Origin of the sequence: Halalkalicoccus sp. CGA53 (genome assembly GCF_036429475.1) — an archaeon.
GTDB lineage: Archaea > Halobacteriota > Halobacteria > Halobacteriales > Halalkalicoccaceae > Natronorarus > Natronorarus salvus.
In genome coordinates, this window is the sequence record NZ_CP144125.1 from 727,102 (window position 1) to 744,007 (window position 16,906).

At 68.1% G+C, this 16,906-nt stretch carries 17 protein-coding genes and 1 tRNA gene; 9 read left to right on the forward strand and 9 right to left on the reverse strand.

Going from position 1 to position 16,906, the window contains the following annotated elements:
• Window positions 1–280: 280 nt before the first annotated feature.
• Window positions 281–781, forward strand: a complete 501-nt coding sequence (locus V2L32_RS04970; RefSeq protein WP_331235369.1) for a 2'-5' RNA ligase family protein — start codon at window positions 281–283, stop codon at window positions 779–781.
• 10 nt (window positions 782–791) lie between these two features.
• Here V2L32_RS04970 and V2L32_RS04975 read toward each other — a convergent pair whose 3' ends face one another.
• The 3 genes from V2L32_RS04975 to V2L32_RS04985 all read right to left on the reverse strand — a co-directional run bounded on the left by V2L32_RS04975 (window position 792) and on the right by V2L32_RS04985 (window position 4,264).
• The gene (locus V2L32_RS04975; protein WP_331235370.1) at window positions 792–2,963 is read right to left on the reverse strand and encodes an ATP-dependent DNA helicase; all 2,172 of its coding nucleotides are present in this window, start codon (window positions 2,961–2,963) and stop codon (window positions 792–794) included.
• Window positions 2,964–3,040: 77 nt separating this feature from the next.
• Window positions 3,041–3,787, reverse strand: a complete 747-nt coding sequence (locus V2L32_RS04980) for an ArsR/SmtB family transcription factor (RefSeq protein WP_331235371.1) — start codon at window positions 3,785–3,787, stop codon at window positions 3,041–3,043.
• Between the two features lie 54 nt (window positions 3,788–3,841).
• On the reverse strand, window positions 3,842–4,264 hold the full coding sequence (locus tag V2L32_RS04985) for a DUF2267 domain-containing protein (protein WP_331235372.1): 423 nt from the start codon (window positions 4,262–4,264) through the stop codon (window positions 3,842–3,844).
• Window positions 4,265–4,357: 93 nt separating this feature from the next.
• On the opposite strand from V2L32_RS04985, the gene V2L32_RS04990 reads away from it, so the two are divergent.
• Complete coding sequence (locus V2L32_RS04990) at window positions 4,358–4,483, forward strand: DUF7859 family protein (protein ID WP_331235373.1); 126 nt, start codon at window positions 4,358–4,360, stop codon at window positions 4,481–4,483.
• A 26-nt stretch (window positions 4,484–4,509) separates the two neighbouring features.
• Here the strand turns inward: V2L32_RS04990 and V2L32_RS04995 are convergent, their stop codons facing one another.
• Complete coding sequence (locus V2L32_RS04995) at window positions 4,510–5,526, reverse strand: threonine aldolase family protein (RefSeq protein ID WP_331235374.1); 1,017 nt, start codon at window positions 5,524–5,526, stop codon at window positions 4,510–4,512.
• Between the two features lie 120 nt (window positions 5,527–5,646).
• Window positions 5,647–7,179, reverse strand: a complete 1,533-nt coding sequence (locus V2L32_RS05000; RefSeq protein ID WP_331235375.1) for an MATE family efflux transporter — start codon at window positions 7,177–7,179, stop codon at window positions 5,647–5,649.
• Window positions 7,180–7,397: 218 nt separating this feature from the next.
• Here V2L32_RS05000 and V2L32_RS05005 point away from each other — a divergent pair, with 218 nt between their 5' ends.
• On the forward strand, window positions 7,398–8,483 hold the full coding sequence (locus V2L32_RS05005; protein ID WP_331235376.1) for an aminopeptidase: 1,086 nt from the start codon (window positions 7,398–7,400) through the stop codon (window positions 8,481–8,483).
• A gap of 412 nt (window positions 8,484–8,895) precedes the next feature.
• Window positions 8,896–9,723 (forward strand): FkbM family methyltransferase, encoded by an 828-nt coding sequence (locus V2L32_RS05010; RefSeq protein WP_331235377.1) that lies wholly within the window; start codon window positions 8,896–8,898, stop codon window positions 9,721–9,723.
• A gap of 4 nt (window positions 9,724–9,727) precedes the next feature.
• Here V2L32_RS05010 and V2L32_RS05015 read toward each other — a convergent pair whose 3' ends face one another.
• Window positions 9,728–10,504, reverse strand: coding sequence for a hypothetical protein (locus V2L32_RS05015; protein WP_331235378.1), 777 nt, complete (start codon window positions 10,502–10,504; stop codon window positions 9,728–9,730).
• Window positions 10,504–11,040, reverse strand: coding sequence for a DUF7344 domain-containing protein (locus V2L32_RS05020; RefSeq protein ID WP_331235379.1), 537 nt, complete (start codon window positions 11,038–11,040; stop codon window positions 10,504–10,506). The genes V2L32_RS05015 and V2L32_RS05020 overlap by 1 nt, the downstream gene beginning before the upstream one ends.
• 192 nt (window positions 11,041–11,232) lie before the next feature.
• Here V2L32_RS05020 and V2L32_RS05025 point away from each other — a divergent pair, with 192 nt between their 5' ends.
• From V2L32_RS05025 to V2L32_RS05035, 3 genes are all read left to right on the forward strand, one after another.
• Window positions 11,233–11,742 carry a hypothetical protein gene (locus tag V2L32_RS05025; protein WP_331235380.1) on the forward strand — a complete coding sequence of 170 codons (510 nt, stop codon included), beginning with the start codon at window positions 11,233–11,235 and terminating at the stop codon, window positions 11,740–11,742.
• A 53-nt stretch (window positions 11,743–11,795) separates the two neighbouring features.
• Entirely contained in the window at window positions 11,796–12,923 is a 1,128-nt protein-coding gene (locus V2L32_RS05030) for a signal peptidase I (RefSeq protein ID WP_331235381.1), read from the forward strand.
• A gap of 142 nt (window positions 12,924–13,065) precedes the next feature.
• Window positions 13,066–14,220 (forward strand): DUF5305 domain-containing protein, encoded by a 1,155-nt coding sequence (locus V2L32_RS05035; protein WP_331235382.1) that lies wholly within the window; start codon window positions 13,066–13,068, stop codon window positions 14,218–14,220.
• Window positions 14,221–14,533: 313 nt separating this feature from the next.
• Here the strand turns inward: V2L32_RS05035 and V2L32_RS05040 are convergent.
• Window positions 14,534–14,608 (reverse strand) — tRNA-Arg (locus V2L32_RS05040).
• A gap of 91 nt (window positions 14,609–14,699) precedes the next feature.
• On the opposite strand from V2L32_RS05040, the gene V2L32_RS05045 reads away from it, so the two are divergent.
• Window positions 14,700–15,287: an AAA family ATPase gene (locus V2L32_RS05045; RefSeq protein WP_331235383.1), complete on the forward strand. Its 588-nt coding sequence runs from the start codon at window positions 14,700–14,702 to the stop codon at window positions 15,285–15,287.
• Window positions 15,284–15,691, forward strand: a complete 408-nt coding sequence (locus V2L32_RS05050; RefSeq protein ID WP_331235384.1) for a coaE operon protein — start codon at window positions 15,284–15,286, stop codon at window positions 15,689–15,691. Before V2L32_RS05045 ends, V2L32_RS05050 begins: the two co-directional genes overlap by 4 nt.
• A gap of 3 nt (window positions 15,692–15,694) precedes the next feature.
• Here V2L32_RS05050 and V2L32_RS05055 read toward each other — a convergent pair whose 3' ends face one another.
• Entirely contained in the window at window positions 15,695–16,906 is a 1,212-nt protein-coding gene (locus tag V2L32_RS05055; protein ID WP_331235385.1) for an MFS transporter, read from the reverse strand.

The window sequence follows — 16,906 nt, forward strand, 5'->3', positions numbered from 1 at the left end:
GCCCGTCGCGGTCGTCGCGCCCGCGGGTCCGCTGGACGCGGAACCCACGCGACGCTCGCCGACTGAAGCGTGTCGGACGACGAGCGCCGCGTCATTACTCATCTCTACCGAACGGAGGCTATTAATCACTTTCGGGGTGGCGACGCTCGCGGACCGGCCGGACCGGATGCGGGTTCGAGGTCCTTTAGCCCACCTCGGGGGACACCTCGAGTTCGCCTCCCTCGTGTCGCGCCGACTCTATCGTGTCGGTTATGCCCTCGGTCCACCTACCACGGCCGTCGTGTACAGCCTCAACGTCCCGCTTCCCGGTCGCGTCGAGGCGCTCTGCGAGCGACTGCGACCGGAGCTCTACGGCGCGGCGCGGGTCCGCGAGCAGCGAACCCTCGTCCTCAAACGCTTCGGCGGGCGCTCGCCGAGCGAGTACGCCCGCCTCGAACGCGGCGTCCGGAACGCGCTCGCCGGAACGGAGCCGTTCGAGGCACGGATCGCCGGTCTCGACGCGTTCACCGAGCCGGTCTGGGGCGAGGGGCCGGTCGTCTACCTCGGGGTCGAGAGTCCCGAGTTGATCGACCTCCACGACCGGCTGCTCGAGGTCGCCGACGAACGCCCGACCGAGGGGGAGAGATACGTCCCGCACGTCACCCTCGCCCGCGGGGGCGACCTCGACCCGGACCGACTCCGAGACCTCGCCGTCGACCCGATCACCTGGACCGTTCGTGAACTCGAGTTCTGGGACGCGACCTACGAGGAGACGATCGGCCGACTCCGGCTCTCGGGCTGAGGTGGCCGGCTCAGGGCGTCGGCGGCCGCTCGTACGCCTCCAGGTCGCCGAAGAAGTTGAGCATCGCGAACTTCAGTTTCTCAGCACCGACGTCGATCAGCTCCTCCCGCTCCTCCGGCGGGAACGAGTCGTGAACGCTGTACTTGCCCATCTTCCGGGCGGACTTCGACGTGTAGCGACGGTCGGCGAGCACTCGCACCCCGAAGTCCTCCGGCGAGCGGATCACCCGCCCGAGCGCCTGCCGGGTCTTTCTCACCGTCGGGATCTCGACGGCGTACTCCCAGCCGGCGTCCTCGGAACTCCCGTAGGCCTCGGCGTAGGCGTCCTGGACCGCCTGCATCCGTTCGTCGAGGTGCGGATACGGCACCCCGATCACGCAGACCGTCCGGGCGTCGTCGCCGTCGAAGCTCACACCCTCGGTGAGCGTGCCCCACAGCGAGGTGAACAGCGCCGCGTTCTCGGAGACGGTGAACTCCTGGCGTAGCTCCTCGGCGCGCGTCCCGGGCTTGTCGAGCCGACAGTCGGCTTCGACGGAGTCCCCCACCAGATCGTGGTAGCGTTCGGCCTCTCGATAGCTCGGGAAGAAGAGCAGGGTGTTGCCCGGCGTCATCCTGATCGCGTCCTCGATGACGGTGCTCACCGTCCGCTGGACCTCGCTGTCCTCGCGCTCGCTCGAAAAGAGCGGCGGGACGTCCACCGCGAACGTGCGCCTTCGCTCTTCCGGGAACGTCATCCCGTAGGCCATCGTCACTGGCTCTTCGAGGCCCAAAACGTCCGCGAAGACGTCGAACGGCCTGACCGTGGCGCTCATCAACACGCTCGCGTACACCTCCGAGAAGAGGTCGCTCGCGACTGCCCGGGGGATGCAGGTGTAGAGCTCCGCTCGGCCGTAGACCTCCTCGGTGCCCGAATCGCGGCGGACCGAGACGACCGGGTACCGGTCGGGTTCGGTCCCCTCCTCCAGCCAGCGGTCGACGAACGCCGCCGCGGTGAGCGTCTGACACTCTTTTCTGGTCGCCGCCCCCCCCGACTTGTACGCCTCTTCGTACTGCTGGTCCAGGTCCCGGCCGAGCGCGAGCGCCGCGTCGAGGTCGCGGTCGATCCCTCTCCCCGTGTACTCCGAGAGGAACTCGATCGTGAGGTCGTCCCTACCCTCCTCGTTCTCGATCGGGACGTCGCGCCAGTTCTCGCCGACCGCCTCGCGCTCGCCGAACGAGAACGACCCCTCGTAGACGGTTTCGAGCGCCCGGCGGAAGGCGACGAGCGTCGCCCGGGCGTGTTCGGAACGCGAGTCGTCGCACTCGGCGAGTTCGTCGAGCGCGCTGTCGAGCGTCGTCTCCGCGAGCGTGATGGTCGCGTGTTCGCGGGCGGCGTCCTCGACGTTGTGCGCCTCGTCGAAGACGCAGATCACGTCGCCCGGGTCGCGACCGAGCCAGCGGAAGAACTGCTCTCTTATCCCCGGGTCGAGCAGGTGGTGGTAGTTACAGACGACCAGGTCGACGCCCTCCATCCCGTCTTTGAGGAGTTCGTAGCCACAGAGCGTCCGTTCCTCGGCATACTCGTATATCTCGTCCGGCGTCCGGACGTCCTCGAACAGCCAGCGGTAGAACCCCTCGGTGTCGGTCGAGAGGTTCCTGTGGTAGTACTCACAGGTGTTCGTCTCCTCGAGGTCGGAGAGCCGCTCCTCGACGGTCTCGAGTTCGCTCATCACCGCCGCCCTCGCCTCCGCCGCCTCGCCGTCGCCGCCCTGTGCGTCGGCGAGCAAGCTTCGTTCTCTCCGCTCTAACTGTGCCAGATCGCGTTCCGCCTCGACGACCTCCCGGGTGTTGTCCCGAAGCACCTGACACTCCTCGTAGCCGACGTCGATGTGACACATCGAGGACTTCCCCCGGAAGACGACCGCCCGAACCGGCTCCTCGCGTGTGATCGCCCGCGCCTCGGCGATGAACTGCCGGGTCTGCTGGTGGACGTTCGTCGTGATGACGACCGTCTTCTCGTGCTCTCTGGCGTAGCTGAGCGCGGGGACGAGCGCCGAGAGCGTCTTCCCGGTCCCACAGGCTCCCTCGAACAGCACGTTCTGTCCGCGTGCGAGCGCGTTCGAGATGCGGTCCATCGCCTCGCGCTGGTTCTCGTAGGGGCTGTCGTACGGGAAGAACTGCAGGTACCCGTTCGTCTGGGCCACGCACTCACTCGGGCGTTCCGGGCTAAAAACCCACGGGTGTCAGCGGCCGATCACGGCGCCGAGCGACGTGTCCGGGATCAGTACCGCGAATACCCGAGCGCAAAGAGGCAGGCAATGACGACGAGCCCGCCGAGGAAGAAGAGCGCACCGGGCGGCAGTCCGAGCGTCGCGTCGCCGAGGTCCACGACACCGACCTCGGGCATCGGCGCCTCCTCGGGCGTCACCACGTCGTCGGTCGGTGCGTCGTCGGCGACGTCCTCCTCGGTGGCTTCGGGCTCCTCGACCTCCTCATCGAGTTCCTCGCTGTCCTCGACCTCCTCGTCCGCCACGACCGGATCCTCGGCCACGTCGTCCTCGGCGACGCCGAGGTCACCCGGGAGCACCCCGTCACCGAGTAGCTGCTCGACGACGACGCTACCGACGCCTAGGGCGGCGACCGCGCCCAGCAGTCGCGAGAGCGCCGTCCGCAACCCGGAGGTCGCCTCCTCGTTGCCGGCGACGACGACCAGCGGGGCGTCGGCCGGTGCGTAGACGGTCATCTCGCGACCTTTCTCCGAGTAGGCGGTTCCGACCTCGCGGATCAGGTCGGCCGCTTCGAGCTTTCCGAGGTGGTACTGGGCGTTCTGCAGTGAGGTGTCGACGCGCGCGGCGACCGCCGAGGGCGTCGCCGGCTCGTCGTGGAGCGCCGCGAGCAACGAGCGGGCGGTCTCCGACGAGAGCGCACCGATCAGGGCGTCCGCGTCGTCGCCCTCGATGCCGATCACCCGCGGCTCGGCGTCCTCAACGCCGGAGGTGTCCGGACTGGAGGGCAACAGGCCGGCCATCGACCGACCTTCGTTTCCGACTGATAAGAACGTTCGGTCCGGTGTCGTTACCGATCACTCCCTGCCGGGCGGCGTCCCCTCGCTCTCGGCGAGCGAGAAGAGCGTCCCGTACTCGTCGGGAAGCCCCGCTCGAACGTCCTCGAACTGTCCCTCGGTCACCGCCTCGCCGATCACGTCGAAGACGACGCGGGCGTGGTGGGCCGCGTCCGCCTCCCTGTCCTCGCCCTCGCCCACGCTCGCGTCGCGCTCTCCGACCCGCTCGACGAACTCCCCGACGCCGAACGACTCGGTCTGCTCGCCCTCTACTAACGGCGCTTCGAGGGGTTCGGGGAGCTGCGCCGCGAGGTTCTCGACCTGTCCGTCCTGGATCCGCTCGCCGAGGGTCGAGAGCGTCGCCCGCGTGGCCTCCTGGGCCTCCCCCCGCGAGCTCAGTTGGGCACGGTGCTGGACCTCACCGATGAACTCGTCGTGGTCCATGGGTCGGACTATCCCACACACGAAAATAACCGGAAAGCCTGCACGTGATGGCCTGCCCGTAACGGCTTTGAGCGCGGACCGCTTCGGACGTGTATGCTCACCGATCCGGCCTTCCTCGTCATGATCGGGCTGTTGCTCTTCTTCGTCTTCGGGACGTTCGTCTTCGTCCGCCGGGTGCTGCTCAGCTTCCGCGAAGGGATCGACCGGGGCCGTCGATAGAACGTCCGGCCCGACGACGGGTGGCGCTAGAGCGCCGAGGAAACCCGGTCGACGGCCGTCTCGACGTCCTCGCTGTCGACGTCGAGGTGCGTACAGAACCGGACGACGTGCTCGTCGAACGGCACGCCGAGTACGCCCTCGTCCGAACAGACGTCGAGGAACTCCTCCGCGGTGTGTCCGGCCCCCTCGGTGTCGAGGAGGACGATGTTCGTCTCCGGGGTCGGGATCCGAAGACCGGAGACGCCGTCGAGACCCTCCGCGAGCGCCCGGGCGTTCTCGTGGTCCTCCGTGAGCCGCTCGCGGTTCTCCAGCGCGAGCAGTCCCGGCGCGGCGAGTACACCCGCCTGGCGCATCCCGCCGCCGAAGAGCTTTCGTTCGCGTCGAGCCCGGTCGACGAGGTCCTCGCTCCCGGCGAACACCGAACCGACCGGCGCGCCGAGGCCCTTCGAGAGACAGAACATCACCGAGTCGGCGTTCTCGACGAGTTCCGGGGCAGGTGTCGAGAGCGCCGTCGCGGCGTTGAACAGCCGTGCGCCGTCGACGTGGACCGGGACGCCGAGGTCCGCCGCCTCGTCACAGACCGCGTCGATGTCCTCTTTCGCGATCGCCGCCCCGCCCTTACTGTTGTGGGTGTTCTCCAGGCAGACCAGGCCGGTCCCCGGCCGGTGGAGGTCCTCCGCGACGGTGCCCTCTCTGACCTGTGCGGGCGAGATCACGCCCCGGTCGTCCCCGTCGACCATCCGGACCTGGAGGCCCGCGTGCTGGGCGAACCCCGCGAGTTCCCACTTCACGACGTGACTGTCGCGCTCTGCGAGCACCTCCTGGCCGTGGTCGGTGTGGACCCGACCGGCGATCTGGTTGCCCATCGTCCCGGTCGGGACGAACAGCGCCGCCTCCGTTCCGACGGCCTCGGCCGCCCGACGCTCGAGTTCGTTCACCGTGGGATCCTCGCCGTAGACGTCGTCGCCCACCTCGGCCTCCGCGCTCGCCTCCCGCATCGCTCGCGAGGGGCGCGTCACCGTGTCGCTTCGCAGGTCGATCATGTGAGGGAGTATCCGCGGGAGGGGCAAATAGGCGGCGTTCGCGGTCGTCCTCTCGCCGTTCTCGACGACCGCCGCTCTCTGGAACCGGTCACCTCGCTCTCGAGCGAACACCTCTCCGACTCACCGGTCCACGACGGGCGTCGTCCAGGTCCCCCTGAGGAACCACGCGGCGGTGACCAGCGTCGAGAGGACGTACGAGGCGGCGAAGGCGTACCAGATCCCGACGACGCCCGCGTCGAACCAGCGGAGGGCGGCGACGCTCAGCGGGAGCCTGACCGCCCACAGCTCCATCACCGCGAACGCCAGCGCGAGGCGGGTGTGGCCGCTCCCGCGGAACGCGCCGAGGACGACCTGAAACACCCCGTAGAAGACGTACGTCGGGCCGATGATCCAGATGAACGCCGAACCGATCCGGACGACCTCCGCCGCGGCGTTCGACCCCGGCTCGGCCGAGACGAACAGTCCGACGATCGACTCCGCGACCGGGTAGGCGGCGGCGACTACGACGACGAAGGCGGTGACGACGATCGCCGCGCTCATGTAGACCGCGTGTTTCGCCCGCTGCGTCTGTCCGGCACCGAGGTTCTGTCCGACCACCGTCTCGGTCCCCCGCGCGAGGCCGATCGCCGGCACCAGGAGCAACGCCGCCAGGTACTCCGAGATCCCGTACGCCGCGATCGCGGTGTCCCCCTCGAGGGCGACGATCGCGGTCATCACCGTCACCCCACTCGCTCGCAGGCCCATCTCGAGCGAGGTCGGCACCCCGATCTCGACGATCTCAGCGACGCTCTCTCGGTTCGGACGGAGCTCCGAGGGGTCGACCCGAAGCCCGATCGCACCCGAGAAGAGCAACGAGAGCGCGACGAGAGCGGCGAGCGTTCGGGAGAACACCGACGCGAGCGCCGCCCCTTCGATCCCGTAGCCGTCGAACCCGGTCCGTTCGTAGAGGGTGGTCCCGAGCGCCTCGACGCCGAACCACGCGAAGACGGGGTTCCCCGCGAACCCGAGGATGACGAACGGATCGAGGACGACGTTCACCCCGACGCTCGCCGCCATCAGGTAGAGCGGGGTTCGGGTATCGCCCCATCCCCGGGAGAGCGCGTCGAAGACGAAGAACCAGAAGATCGGGACCATCCCGAGGAACGTGATGCGGGTGTAGCTGACCGCCATCGTGTGCGGGTCGCTCCCCGGTGTCGCACCGATCAGCGCGAGCATCCACGGGGCGAGCAGGTAGCCGAGAGCCGCGATCGCGACCGAGAGGACCGAGACGACCGATACTGTCTGTCCGGCCACGTGGTGAGATCGAGCGAGCCGACCGGCTCCCTTGTTCTGAGCGACGAGGACGGTCCCTGCGGTCGTGATACCGATCCCGAGGCTCGTGAAGAGAAAGAGGATCGGCCACGAGTACGACATCGCGGCGACCGCGTCGGTTCCCAGGTAGCCGATCCAGTAGAGGTCGACGACGTAGTAGACGATGTCGAGCGTGTACGCGACGACGACCGGGGCCGAGAGGACGACCAGCGGGACGAACAGTCGACCGTCGGTGACGTTCACGGACCGATCGCCGGGCGGCGTCGGCGCCCACCGCTCGCGAGCCGTCTCGGGGTCTCTCGCCGCGTTCTCGTCCCTCTCTCCCTCCTCTCCGTCGTTCATGCGATCACCTCGTCCCGCCGCGATCACACGAGGACGGGTTCGCGAATAAAGGCTCGCTGAACGGGTTTTCGGTAGCGACGCTGACCGGACGTGGACCCGCGCCGGCCGGTGTTCGAGGGGTCGTCGAGCGCAGCCCATCGCGACCGGTACGAGCCCGGTTCCGACGGCGATCACGCGGAACCGGAACCCGTTTGCCGCCCCACATGGCAGTACGACACATGGACCCGCGCATCCGCGAACACGCAGGCGTGATCGCCGAGCACTCGGTCGATCTCGGTGCTGGGGACGACGTCGTCATCGCCGCACACCCGGTCGCCTCGGACCTCGCCGTCGCGCTCCACGAGGTCTGTGGCGACGTCGGGGCGAACCCGGTCTACCTGAGCGGCGACGACCGGGCGAACCGGGCGTATCTCAGGGCTTCGGAGGGGGAGTTCGAGACGCCCGAGCACCAGCGGGCGCTCACGGAGGCGGCGGACGTCTTCGTCTTCGTTCGAGCCAACGAGAACGTCACCGAGACGAGCGACGTCGACCCCGCGATCAACGCGGCGTACTCGCGCGCACAGCAGCCGATCAGGCGAGAACGCCTCTCGAAACGCTGGTGTCTCACGGGGTTTCCAGCGTCCGCGAACGCCCAGCTCGCCGGAATGAGCACCGAGAGCTACGAGAACTTCGTCTGGGACGCCGTCAACAAGGACTGGGACGCCCAGCGCGAGCATCAGGAACGGATGGTCGAGATCCTCGACCCGGCAGACGAGGTTTGGATCAGATCGGGAGCGGAGACGGACATCCGGATGAGCGTCGCCGGCAACCGGACGATCAACGACTACGGCGAGAAGAACCTCCCCGGAGGCGAGGTGTTCACCGCACCGGTGAGAGAGAGCGTCGAGGGGTCGGTCCACTTCGACAAGCCGCTCTACCAGCAGGGCCGAGAGATCACGGACGTCCGCCTCGAGTTCGAGGATGGGAGGGTGATCGCCCACAGCGCCGCGAAGAACGAGGACGTGCTCGCGGAGATCCTGGAGACCGACGACGGCGCACGGTATCTCGGCGAGCTCGGAATCGGGATGAACCGCGAGATCGACCGGTTCACCTACAACATGCTCTTCGACGAGAAGATGGGCGACACCGTCCACATGGCCGTCGGGATGGCCTACGACGAGTGCGTCGGCGAGGGGAACGCCGTGAACGAGAGCGCGACCCACGTCGACATGATCGTCGACATGGCCGACGACTCGGCGATCGAGGTCGACGGCGAGGTCGTCCAGCGCGACGGCGTTTTCGTCTTCGAGGACGGCTTCGAGTAGTACGAGGGTCGTCCCCGATCCCGGACGGTCGGGGTGGGCTCGCGCTCGGCGGTCGCCGACACCGGACGGGGCGGTCGAACGCGAACGTTGTTAACCCGGCCCCGGAAGATCGGCCGGAGTTACCAACGACGTACGTATAGATGGCAGGACGAGTTATTACACCGTGGCCCATAGCTCCGATCGTCATGTCCGCTTGCTGTGACCCGGTCTGTACCTGTGACGACGTCTGTACGTGCGAGGACGACTGCGACTGCGCGTCCTGCTGAACCGACCGAACCGACGACCGTTCATCGACCCGATCGACGAACGATCGCGTATCGGCCCGTCGAACCGCTCGCGCCGGTGTTCTCCGCGCCGTCCTGACGACTCGGTATCAATCCGTTTTATTATCGCGGTCGGTGATCCCACATGTATGCTGTCGTGGAATCGGCCCGTCGAGATCTATCGCAGCGAAGGGGTGGTGGCCCTCGGTGCGAGGACGACGCGTCTCCTCGGGAACAGGCTCGCCGACGCCTACTGGGTCGGCCGTCGATCACGTCCAATCACGGTCGCCGGCGTGACGGCGACGTTTCCGATCGACGGCTGGTACGAGTCGTACCGGCTCCGCCGATCGCTGTCGCTCGAGCGCCCGATGCTCCGTGACCTCCTGCGTTCGCTCGGCCCGGAGGACGTCTTCTACGACGTCGGGGCCCACGTCGGGCTCTACAGCTGTTTCGCCGCCCGCGTCGTCGGCGGGGACAGCGTCGTCGCGTTCGAACCCGACCCGGAGAACGTCGAGACGCTCTGTCGAAACCTCTCGTACAACGCGAGCGGGGCGAAGGTCCTCGACTGCGCGCTCGCGTCGGAGGGCGGGACGGTGGTGTTCGAGGGGGCCGACGGCCCGTTCCGGAGCCGCGGCTCGATCGTCGCGGACGGCGGGCCGAACGCGACCGTCGTCGAGCAGCGAGCGGGCGACGCGCTCGTCGCAGCGGGCGAGATCCCGCCACCGACGGTGCTCAAGATCGACGTCGAGGGTGCGGAGTCGCTCGTCATCGACGGACTCTCGGGGTCGCTCGCCGACGACCGCTGTCGGCTCGTCTACTGCGAACTCCACCGCGAGAGCGACCGACGCCCTTCGGCCGAGGACTGTGGATCGACCCCGGCGGAGGTGACCTCACGGCTCCGCTCGCTCGGCTTCGAGACGGAGGTGCTCTGCGACCGGAGCGCGGAACTGCTGGTGAAGGCCGAGCGACTGGGGTGAGCGCTCACCCGCACGGCTCGACCGGACTGTCGTCCTCGATCGTCCCCTCGCACGCCTCGCCGCCGTCGATAGCTCCGGAGACGTCGAGGGGGTAGTCCCGCTGGCCGGGTGTCGAGAGCGCTACGGTGATGGTGCCCTCGTTCTCCTCGGCCAGTACTTCGTCCTCCTGACCGTTCCCGTACCCGACGACGAACTCCACGCCCTCCGCGGCGCCGTCGAGGCGATACTCGAACGTCACCTCGGCCGGTACGCCGTCCTGCTCGGTCGCCTGGGCGGTCAGCGACTCGAACCGGACGTCGCCGCCCGATCCGTCTTCACCACCGTTCTGTGGGCCGGTACAGTCGTACTCGAACGGGACGGTTCGCGTGAGCGATCCGACGGCGAGGCTCGCCGTGGCTGCCCGCTCGATGACGACGGTGACCTCGCCGTCCCCGTGCCCACCGCGGTCACAGCTGAGGGTCAGGCTGGTTCGTTCACCTGGCTCTATCGGGGGGTAGTCGAACAGGCTCGCCACCTCGACCGGACCCTCCACCGAATCGATTCGTACGTCAAACTCCTCGATAGGCTCCCCCGCGTTGTTCACGAGCGTGAGTACGGTCGTCTCCCCCTCGCGATCGATCGTCTCGCCGCTCTCCTCGAGCCCGACGAGTCCGTTCTCGTCGCTGACCGTGGCGGTCACCCCCCGATCGGACTCGACGACGCTCAGCCCGAAGGTCGGCCCGGCGACGAGGACGATCCCGGCGCCGAGACAGAGGAGTCCGACGACGAGCAGCGGCCGCATCAGGGTGGGCGCTCCATTGCCCCGAGCCGGTAGCGCTGGTTGGTGTACGCGTGGACGACGGCGCTCGCGGCGAACAGGACGATCAGCGCGGTCACCCAGCCGAGTTCGGGAACCTGGTGTGTCGGTATCAGCTCGATCCAGAGGCCGACGATCACACAGAGGGCGATCGCGGAGAGCCCGAGGTAGTAGACCGCCCACGGGACCGAGTCGCCGGGGACGACGTCCATGTACACCTCGAGGCGTTCGGCCTCCTCGGTCAGCTCCGCCTCGCGGCCGTCGTACTCGATGATGCCGCTCTCGGCGAGCGTGGGGAGGTGCGTCTGCTGGAGCGAGGTGTAGATCCGCTTTCGCTCCGCGGAGGTCAGTTCGGCACGGTCCTTATCGAGCTCCCAGGCCGCGACGTGTTCGGCGAGGTCCGAGAGGCTCACCGGCCCCCCCTCGCGCTTGCAGATGTGGATCGCGTACCGACGGCGATGGCTACTCAGGATGGAGAACAGTTCGCTTTTCGAGTGTGTCGTCTCTCTGTCCGTCGCCATCGCGTCTCGAACGAAATTATGGAACTCCGAGATATATGGCTTCTGGGTAGATATGTACGACGTAACCGCCGTTCAAGCAGTGCTTTCCGGAGAGAAAGCGGGACATTACAAAGGTAGTATGCTTCCCTTACCCGAGTAGGAACGCGTGGTAATCGGTCCGTACCGATCACGTGTCCGGCTGGACGATACAAAATGAACCTAACAAGGCGGAACGTGTTGCTGGGACTGGGAACGATGACGATCGGCGGCGGAGCGGCCTTCGGTTCGGGGGCGTTCAGCCAGGTCGAAGCCGACCGATCGGTCACCGTCGACGTAGCCGAGGACTCGGCAGCGTTGATCGCGCTCGCCCCGGGCGAGTCGGCGTACGTCTACGAGGACGAGAACGGCCTGATCGTGATCGACCTCGGGGGCGATGCGTTCGACGACGCCGACGGGCTGAACCTCGGGGCCGTCACGACGCTCACCGAGGCGCTCTCGGTGACGAACAACCACGACGAGACCGTCGAGATCACGATCGACGGTGTCGACAACGACGGGATCGACGTCGGGTTCGAAGAGAGCGAGTACGGCGAGGGGATCGCCGGTTACGAACTCGCATCGGGGTCGACGCTCGACCTCGACATCGTGATCGACACGCGCGGGGCGAACGCCGACTCGCGGATCGACGAGGACGTGACGATCCTCGCGGAATCGACGGAGTGAGCGGTGTTCGCCGGCCCGATGGAACACGCACGCCACCCCGCTAGCCCACTGCCGTGAGCGGAACGCTCGTCGGACGCGCGCTCTCGGCTCTCCTCGTACTGGCCCTCCTCGCGATGCTCGTCGGGGCCGCGCTCGGACAGCCGGTCGGCCTCGCGTACGTCGCGAGCGGGAGCATGGAGCCGACGCTCTCGACCGGCGACGGCTTCCTCGCGGTCCCGAGCGCGTTCGTCGAGGTCGAGGAGGGCGACGTCGTCGTCTTCGAGGCGCGCGAACTCCACGACGGCGGCCTGACGACCCACCGCGTCGTCGGCGAGACCGACGCCGGCTACGTGACGCGCGGGGACGCCAACCCGTTCACCGATCAGGACGGCCCCGAGCCGCCGGTCACCGACGACCGGATCGTCGCGGTCGCGCCCCAGGTGAACGGCGAGGTCGTCTCGATCCCGCACCTCGGGACCGGCGTGATGGCGCTTCAGACCGCCGTCGGGGGGATCGGACCGCTGGGCAGGAGCGCCGGGTCGCTGCTCGTCTGGATCGGCCTCCTCCTCACCTGTGTCGCGCTCCTCTCGAACCGGGGGACGACACACCGAACGACCGATCGATCGCGCTCGCGAGCGGGCGTGATCGGGACGCGAACGCTCGTCGTCGTGGTGGTAGCGCTGGTCGTGATCCCCGTCACCGCGGCGATGGTCGTTCCGAGCGGGGTCCACACGTTCGGGATCGCCAGCACGACCGCCGACTCCGACGACCCGCTCGCGATCGAACCCGGGGAGACCTCGACGGTCGAGCACACGCTCCACAACGACGGCGTCGTTCCGGCGGTCGCCGTCCTCGAACCGGCGAGCGACGGGATCGCCGTCGAATCCGACCGCCGTTCGCTCCCGGGTGGGTCCTCGGAACCGGTCTCGGTCACGCTGTCGGCCCCCGAGGAGGAGGGCGAGTACTACCGTTCGTTCACCGAACACCGCTACCTCGCGGTGCTCCCGTCGGTCCTCTTGGTGTGGCTCCACGGGATCCACCCGCTGGTCGCGCTCTCGGCGGTGAACCTCGTCGCACTCTCGATCTTCCTGGTGCTCGCGGCGGTCGTGGCCGGCCTGCGACCGCAGCGGATCCGATCGCCCTCGACGCCGCTCTCCGTACGCGTCAGGCGGACCGCCCTCGCCTGGTGGGAGCGCCTGTGACCGCCGTACGTATACGGATAGCCGATACGTTTACCCCGGTCGCAACGCACTCTCCGGGGATGCCCTCCACGAAGCGACGCGACCGGCCGCACGATTCGCCGGGCGCGAGCACTCGCACGGCGATCCCGAGGGAGGGTTCCGAGTGACGCTCTCGCCCCGATCCCGGCTGGTGCTCGCGCGCCACGGCCGGGCGGTCGCGCTCTCGCTCGCGCTCGTCGCCCTCTTCGCGTTCCTCATCTCGGGGATGACCCTCGCCCTCCCCGGAACGACCGAGGTCTCGGAGGAGCGAGACCGGGAGACCGTCACGACCGAGGTCCGGACGAGCGCGCTCGTCACCGCCGACGACTCGCTCTACGGGAGCGGAACGACGGTCGAAGACCCGTCCAGGTACCTGCTCTCGGACATGCCCGAACTCTCGATCGAGGTGCAAACGGAGGCACCCGAAGGGAGCGACGTCACCCACGAACTCGTCCTGGTAACGACCGCGAGCGCCGACGAAGAGGCGTTCTGGGAGGAGAGGGAGACCCTGATCGAGGAGACGCACGTCGTGGGAGGGGAGCCCGTGCGCTCGGAGACCGAGATCGACATGCGAGCGCTCTCCGAGTCGATCGAGGAAACCGAGGATCGGCTCTCGAACGTCGGGAGCATCGGGCTCGCCCTCGAACTCCGGACGACCTACGACACCGGGACGTACGCAGACGAACAGACCTCGTCGGTGCCGCTCGAACTCACCGCCGACGCCTACTGGTTCGACGGTTCGCTCTCGGAGGAGTCCGAACACGCAGAGGTCGTCACGCGGGAGGTCGAGGAAGAGCCAGACGTCTTCGCCGGTGCCGGACTCGCACTCGTCGGACTCGCCGCCGGCGTCGGGTCGGCGTTCGCGTGGCGGCGCCGGGAGGAGGTCGTCGATTTCGGTGCGCTCACCCAGGAGGTCCACAGCCGGCGCCACGCCGAGTGGATCTCGAACGGGCAGATCCCGATGTGGATGGGCAAGGACTACGTCCGGCTCGACACGCTAGAGGACGTCGTCGACGTCGCCATCGACACCAACCAGCGGGTCGTCCACGACACCGAACGGAACCTCCACGCCGTCATCCAGGGCGACGTCGTCTACTACTACTCGCTCGCCGGCACCTGGGAGGAGGTCGCCTGGCCGAAGATGGACATGAGCGGGTTCTCCGAGCTCGCTGAGGCAGAGTCGGAGTTCGACGGGGAGTGGGAGCCGGCGTCGAACGGGGCCGACGAGTGGGTGAGCGACCTCGATCCCGAGGACGAGGATAGCTGGGAGAGCATCTGACCGGCACGACGTCCGCCACGCATGTCCGGTCTCGCTACGTACGGTCCGGTTTGGGTACTGATCGAGGACGGTCGGATTCTCTACGCTCGGGGATCGTGAAATTCGAGGTCCGAGACCCGCGAGAAGCCGTCGTCACACGCGATCAGTTCGCCGCCGAGCGACCGGGCGACGCCGGCGATCAACGTGTCCGGGGCGGGGATCGGCTCGCCCCGGTCGAGCGCATTATCGCGTACTCCCCGCCACTGAAGAATTTATTGAGGGAAATAAACACAGGTACGCTTTTTACTCCTCACGCCCGCTCGTCGCAAAAGAGCGAGCACGATGGGATTCGAACCCATGACCATCGGATTAGAAGTCCGACGCTCTGTCCTAGCTGAGCTACGTGCCCTCGTCACCCGCTTCTCGCCGGGCGAAGAAAAACTGTCGGATACGAACCCGAGAACGCAAGCGATTAACACCGCCGCCGGTCTACTCGTTCCATGCGCGTCATCGGAACCGTGGGGCTGCCGGGCAGCGGCAAGGGCGAGGCCGCGAAGGTCGCTTCTTCCCTAAACATACCGGTCGTCACCATGGGAGACGTCGTCCGCGCCGAGACCGAATCCCGCGGGCTCGACCCCTACACCGACCACGGCTCGGTTGCGAAAGCCCTCCGCGAGGAGGAGGGCCCGGCCGCCATCGCCGCCCGCTCGCTCCCGATGGTCGAGTCCTCCCTCGAGAGCCACGACCGGGTGCTCGTCGACGGCCTCCGCTCCGGTACCGAGGTCGAGGCGTTCGAGGAGCGATTCGGCGACGAGTTCGTCCTCCTCTCGGTCGAAGCACCGTTCGAACTCCGGGCGGAACGGCTCTCCGGCCGGGGGAGAGACACGACCGAGGCGGACGGCGGCGAAGCGCTGCGAGAGCGCGACGAGCGCGAACGTGGCTTCGGGATGGACGAGGCGATGGACCGCGCGGACCTCCGGATCGAGAACACGACGAGTTTGGAGGCGTTCCGCGAGGCGATCCGCACGCTGCTCACGGAGGGACCGGAAGCGGTCGAGGACATGGCCGTCGCGGAGGGGGAGCGATGATCTACCGGATCGACGTGGGGATCACCGCGCCGGTGAAGGGGACCGAGATTCCGGAGCGGGTCGAGACCGCCGTCAGAAACGTCTTCCCGAACGCGACGCTCACCCGCGAGGCGGATCGGATCGTCGGCGAGACCCACTCGCTCGATCACTTCTCCGAACTGCTGCATCGCCAGGAGATCCTCGACACGGCGCGAAACGCGATGAGTTCCCGGCGATCGGGGCCGTACTTCTCCTTCTCGCTGAAGAAGGGGCCGGCGTTCGAGGGCGTCGTGAACTTCGCCGTCGGCGAGTCGAACGAACTCGGCGAGATCGACGTCGAGGTGCGAGTCGAGGAGCCGAGCGTCGAGGAGTTCGTCGACCACGTCGCCCCACCGACCGAGGACGGCCGGCCGATCACCGAGTGAGGGTCAGTCGGTCGCCCAGAGCACGCAGACGAGCGCGCTTCCGGCGAGCATCGAGGCCGCGAGCAGCGCGAACGCGAGGCGGAACCCGACGGCGTCGGCGAGCAGTCCCACGATCGCGGGCGAAACGGCCCCGGCCCCCATCAGGAGCGTCCTGACGACGCCGAGGCCGCCCCCGGTGAGCGACGGAGGGAGTAACGCGACGAGATAGGCGCTCCTGACCGGTCGGAAGCCGTGTGCGCCGAGACCGATCGCCACGACGACGATTGCTGCAGCGGCCGGGATCCCGGTCAGACCGGATGCGCCGAGCGAGAGGAGGGCGATGGCAGTCCCCGAGAGCCCGAGCGCGACGGCCATGATCGGAAGTCTCCCCACCCTGTCGCTCGCCTCGCCGGTGGCGAGCTGGGCCAGGCTCGCGGCGAACAGCGCGCTGTAGAGGATTCCAGCGGTCCCGACGGCGAGACCGACTTCGCTCGTGAGATAGAGCGGCAAGAACGCGACGACGCCGTTGTACGAAAAGGAGTAACAGAGCGTCACGAGGACGAACAGCGAGAAGCGCGAGTCGCCGAACGCGGTGAGGTACGGCCGGAGCCTGATCCGCTCGACCGTCGCACTCCCTTCGTCCGGGAGACGGTTCGGCGACCGTCGGACGAACGCGACGACGAGACCGATCCCGAACAGCCCGGCGGCGAGGAAGACGTACCGCCAGCCGGCACCCCCGAACGGGCCTGTGACCCCGAGCGCGAGGACGACGGCCGGCGGGGCGACGACCCCGCCGAACGTCCCGATCGTGTCGAGGACGCCGAGCGCCCGTCCCGTCCGAGCCGGATAGGTCCGCGAGAGCAGCCGCACCGCGACGGTCTTGTGTGCACCAGTTCCGGCTCCGATCACCACCATCGCCGCGACGAGGACGGGAAACGGCGACTCGACGACGAGGACGAACGCTCCGGCGACGGCGAGTAGCGCCCCACCGGCGATCACTCGAACCGAACCCACCCGGTCGGCGAGCGCCCCCGAGGGGAACTGCATGGTGGCGTACGCGAGCATGAACGCGGTGAACGCGGCGCCGATCGTCGCGTTCGAGACCGCGTAGGTCGCTTGCAGCGGCTCGAACAGCGGGGGGAAGGCGTAGCGGAGGAACTTCGCGAGGAACCAGAGCAGCGCGGTCAGGACGAGGACGTCGAAGCGCGCGAGGCTCCCGAGTCGAGGGGCGCGCAC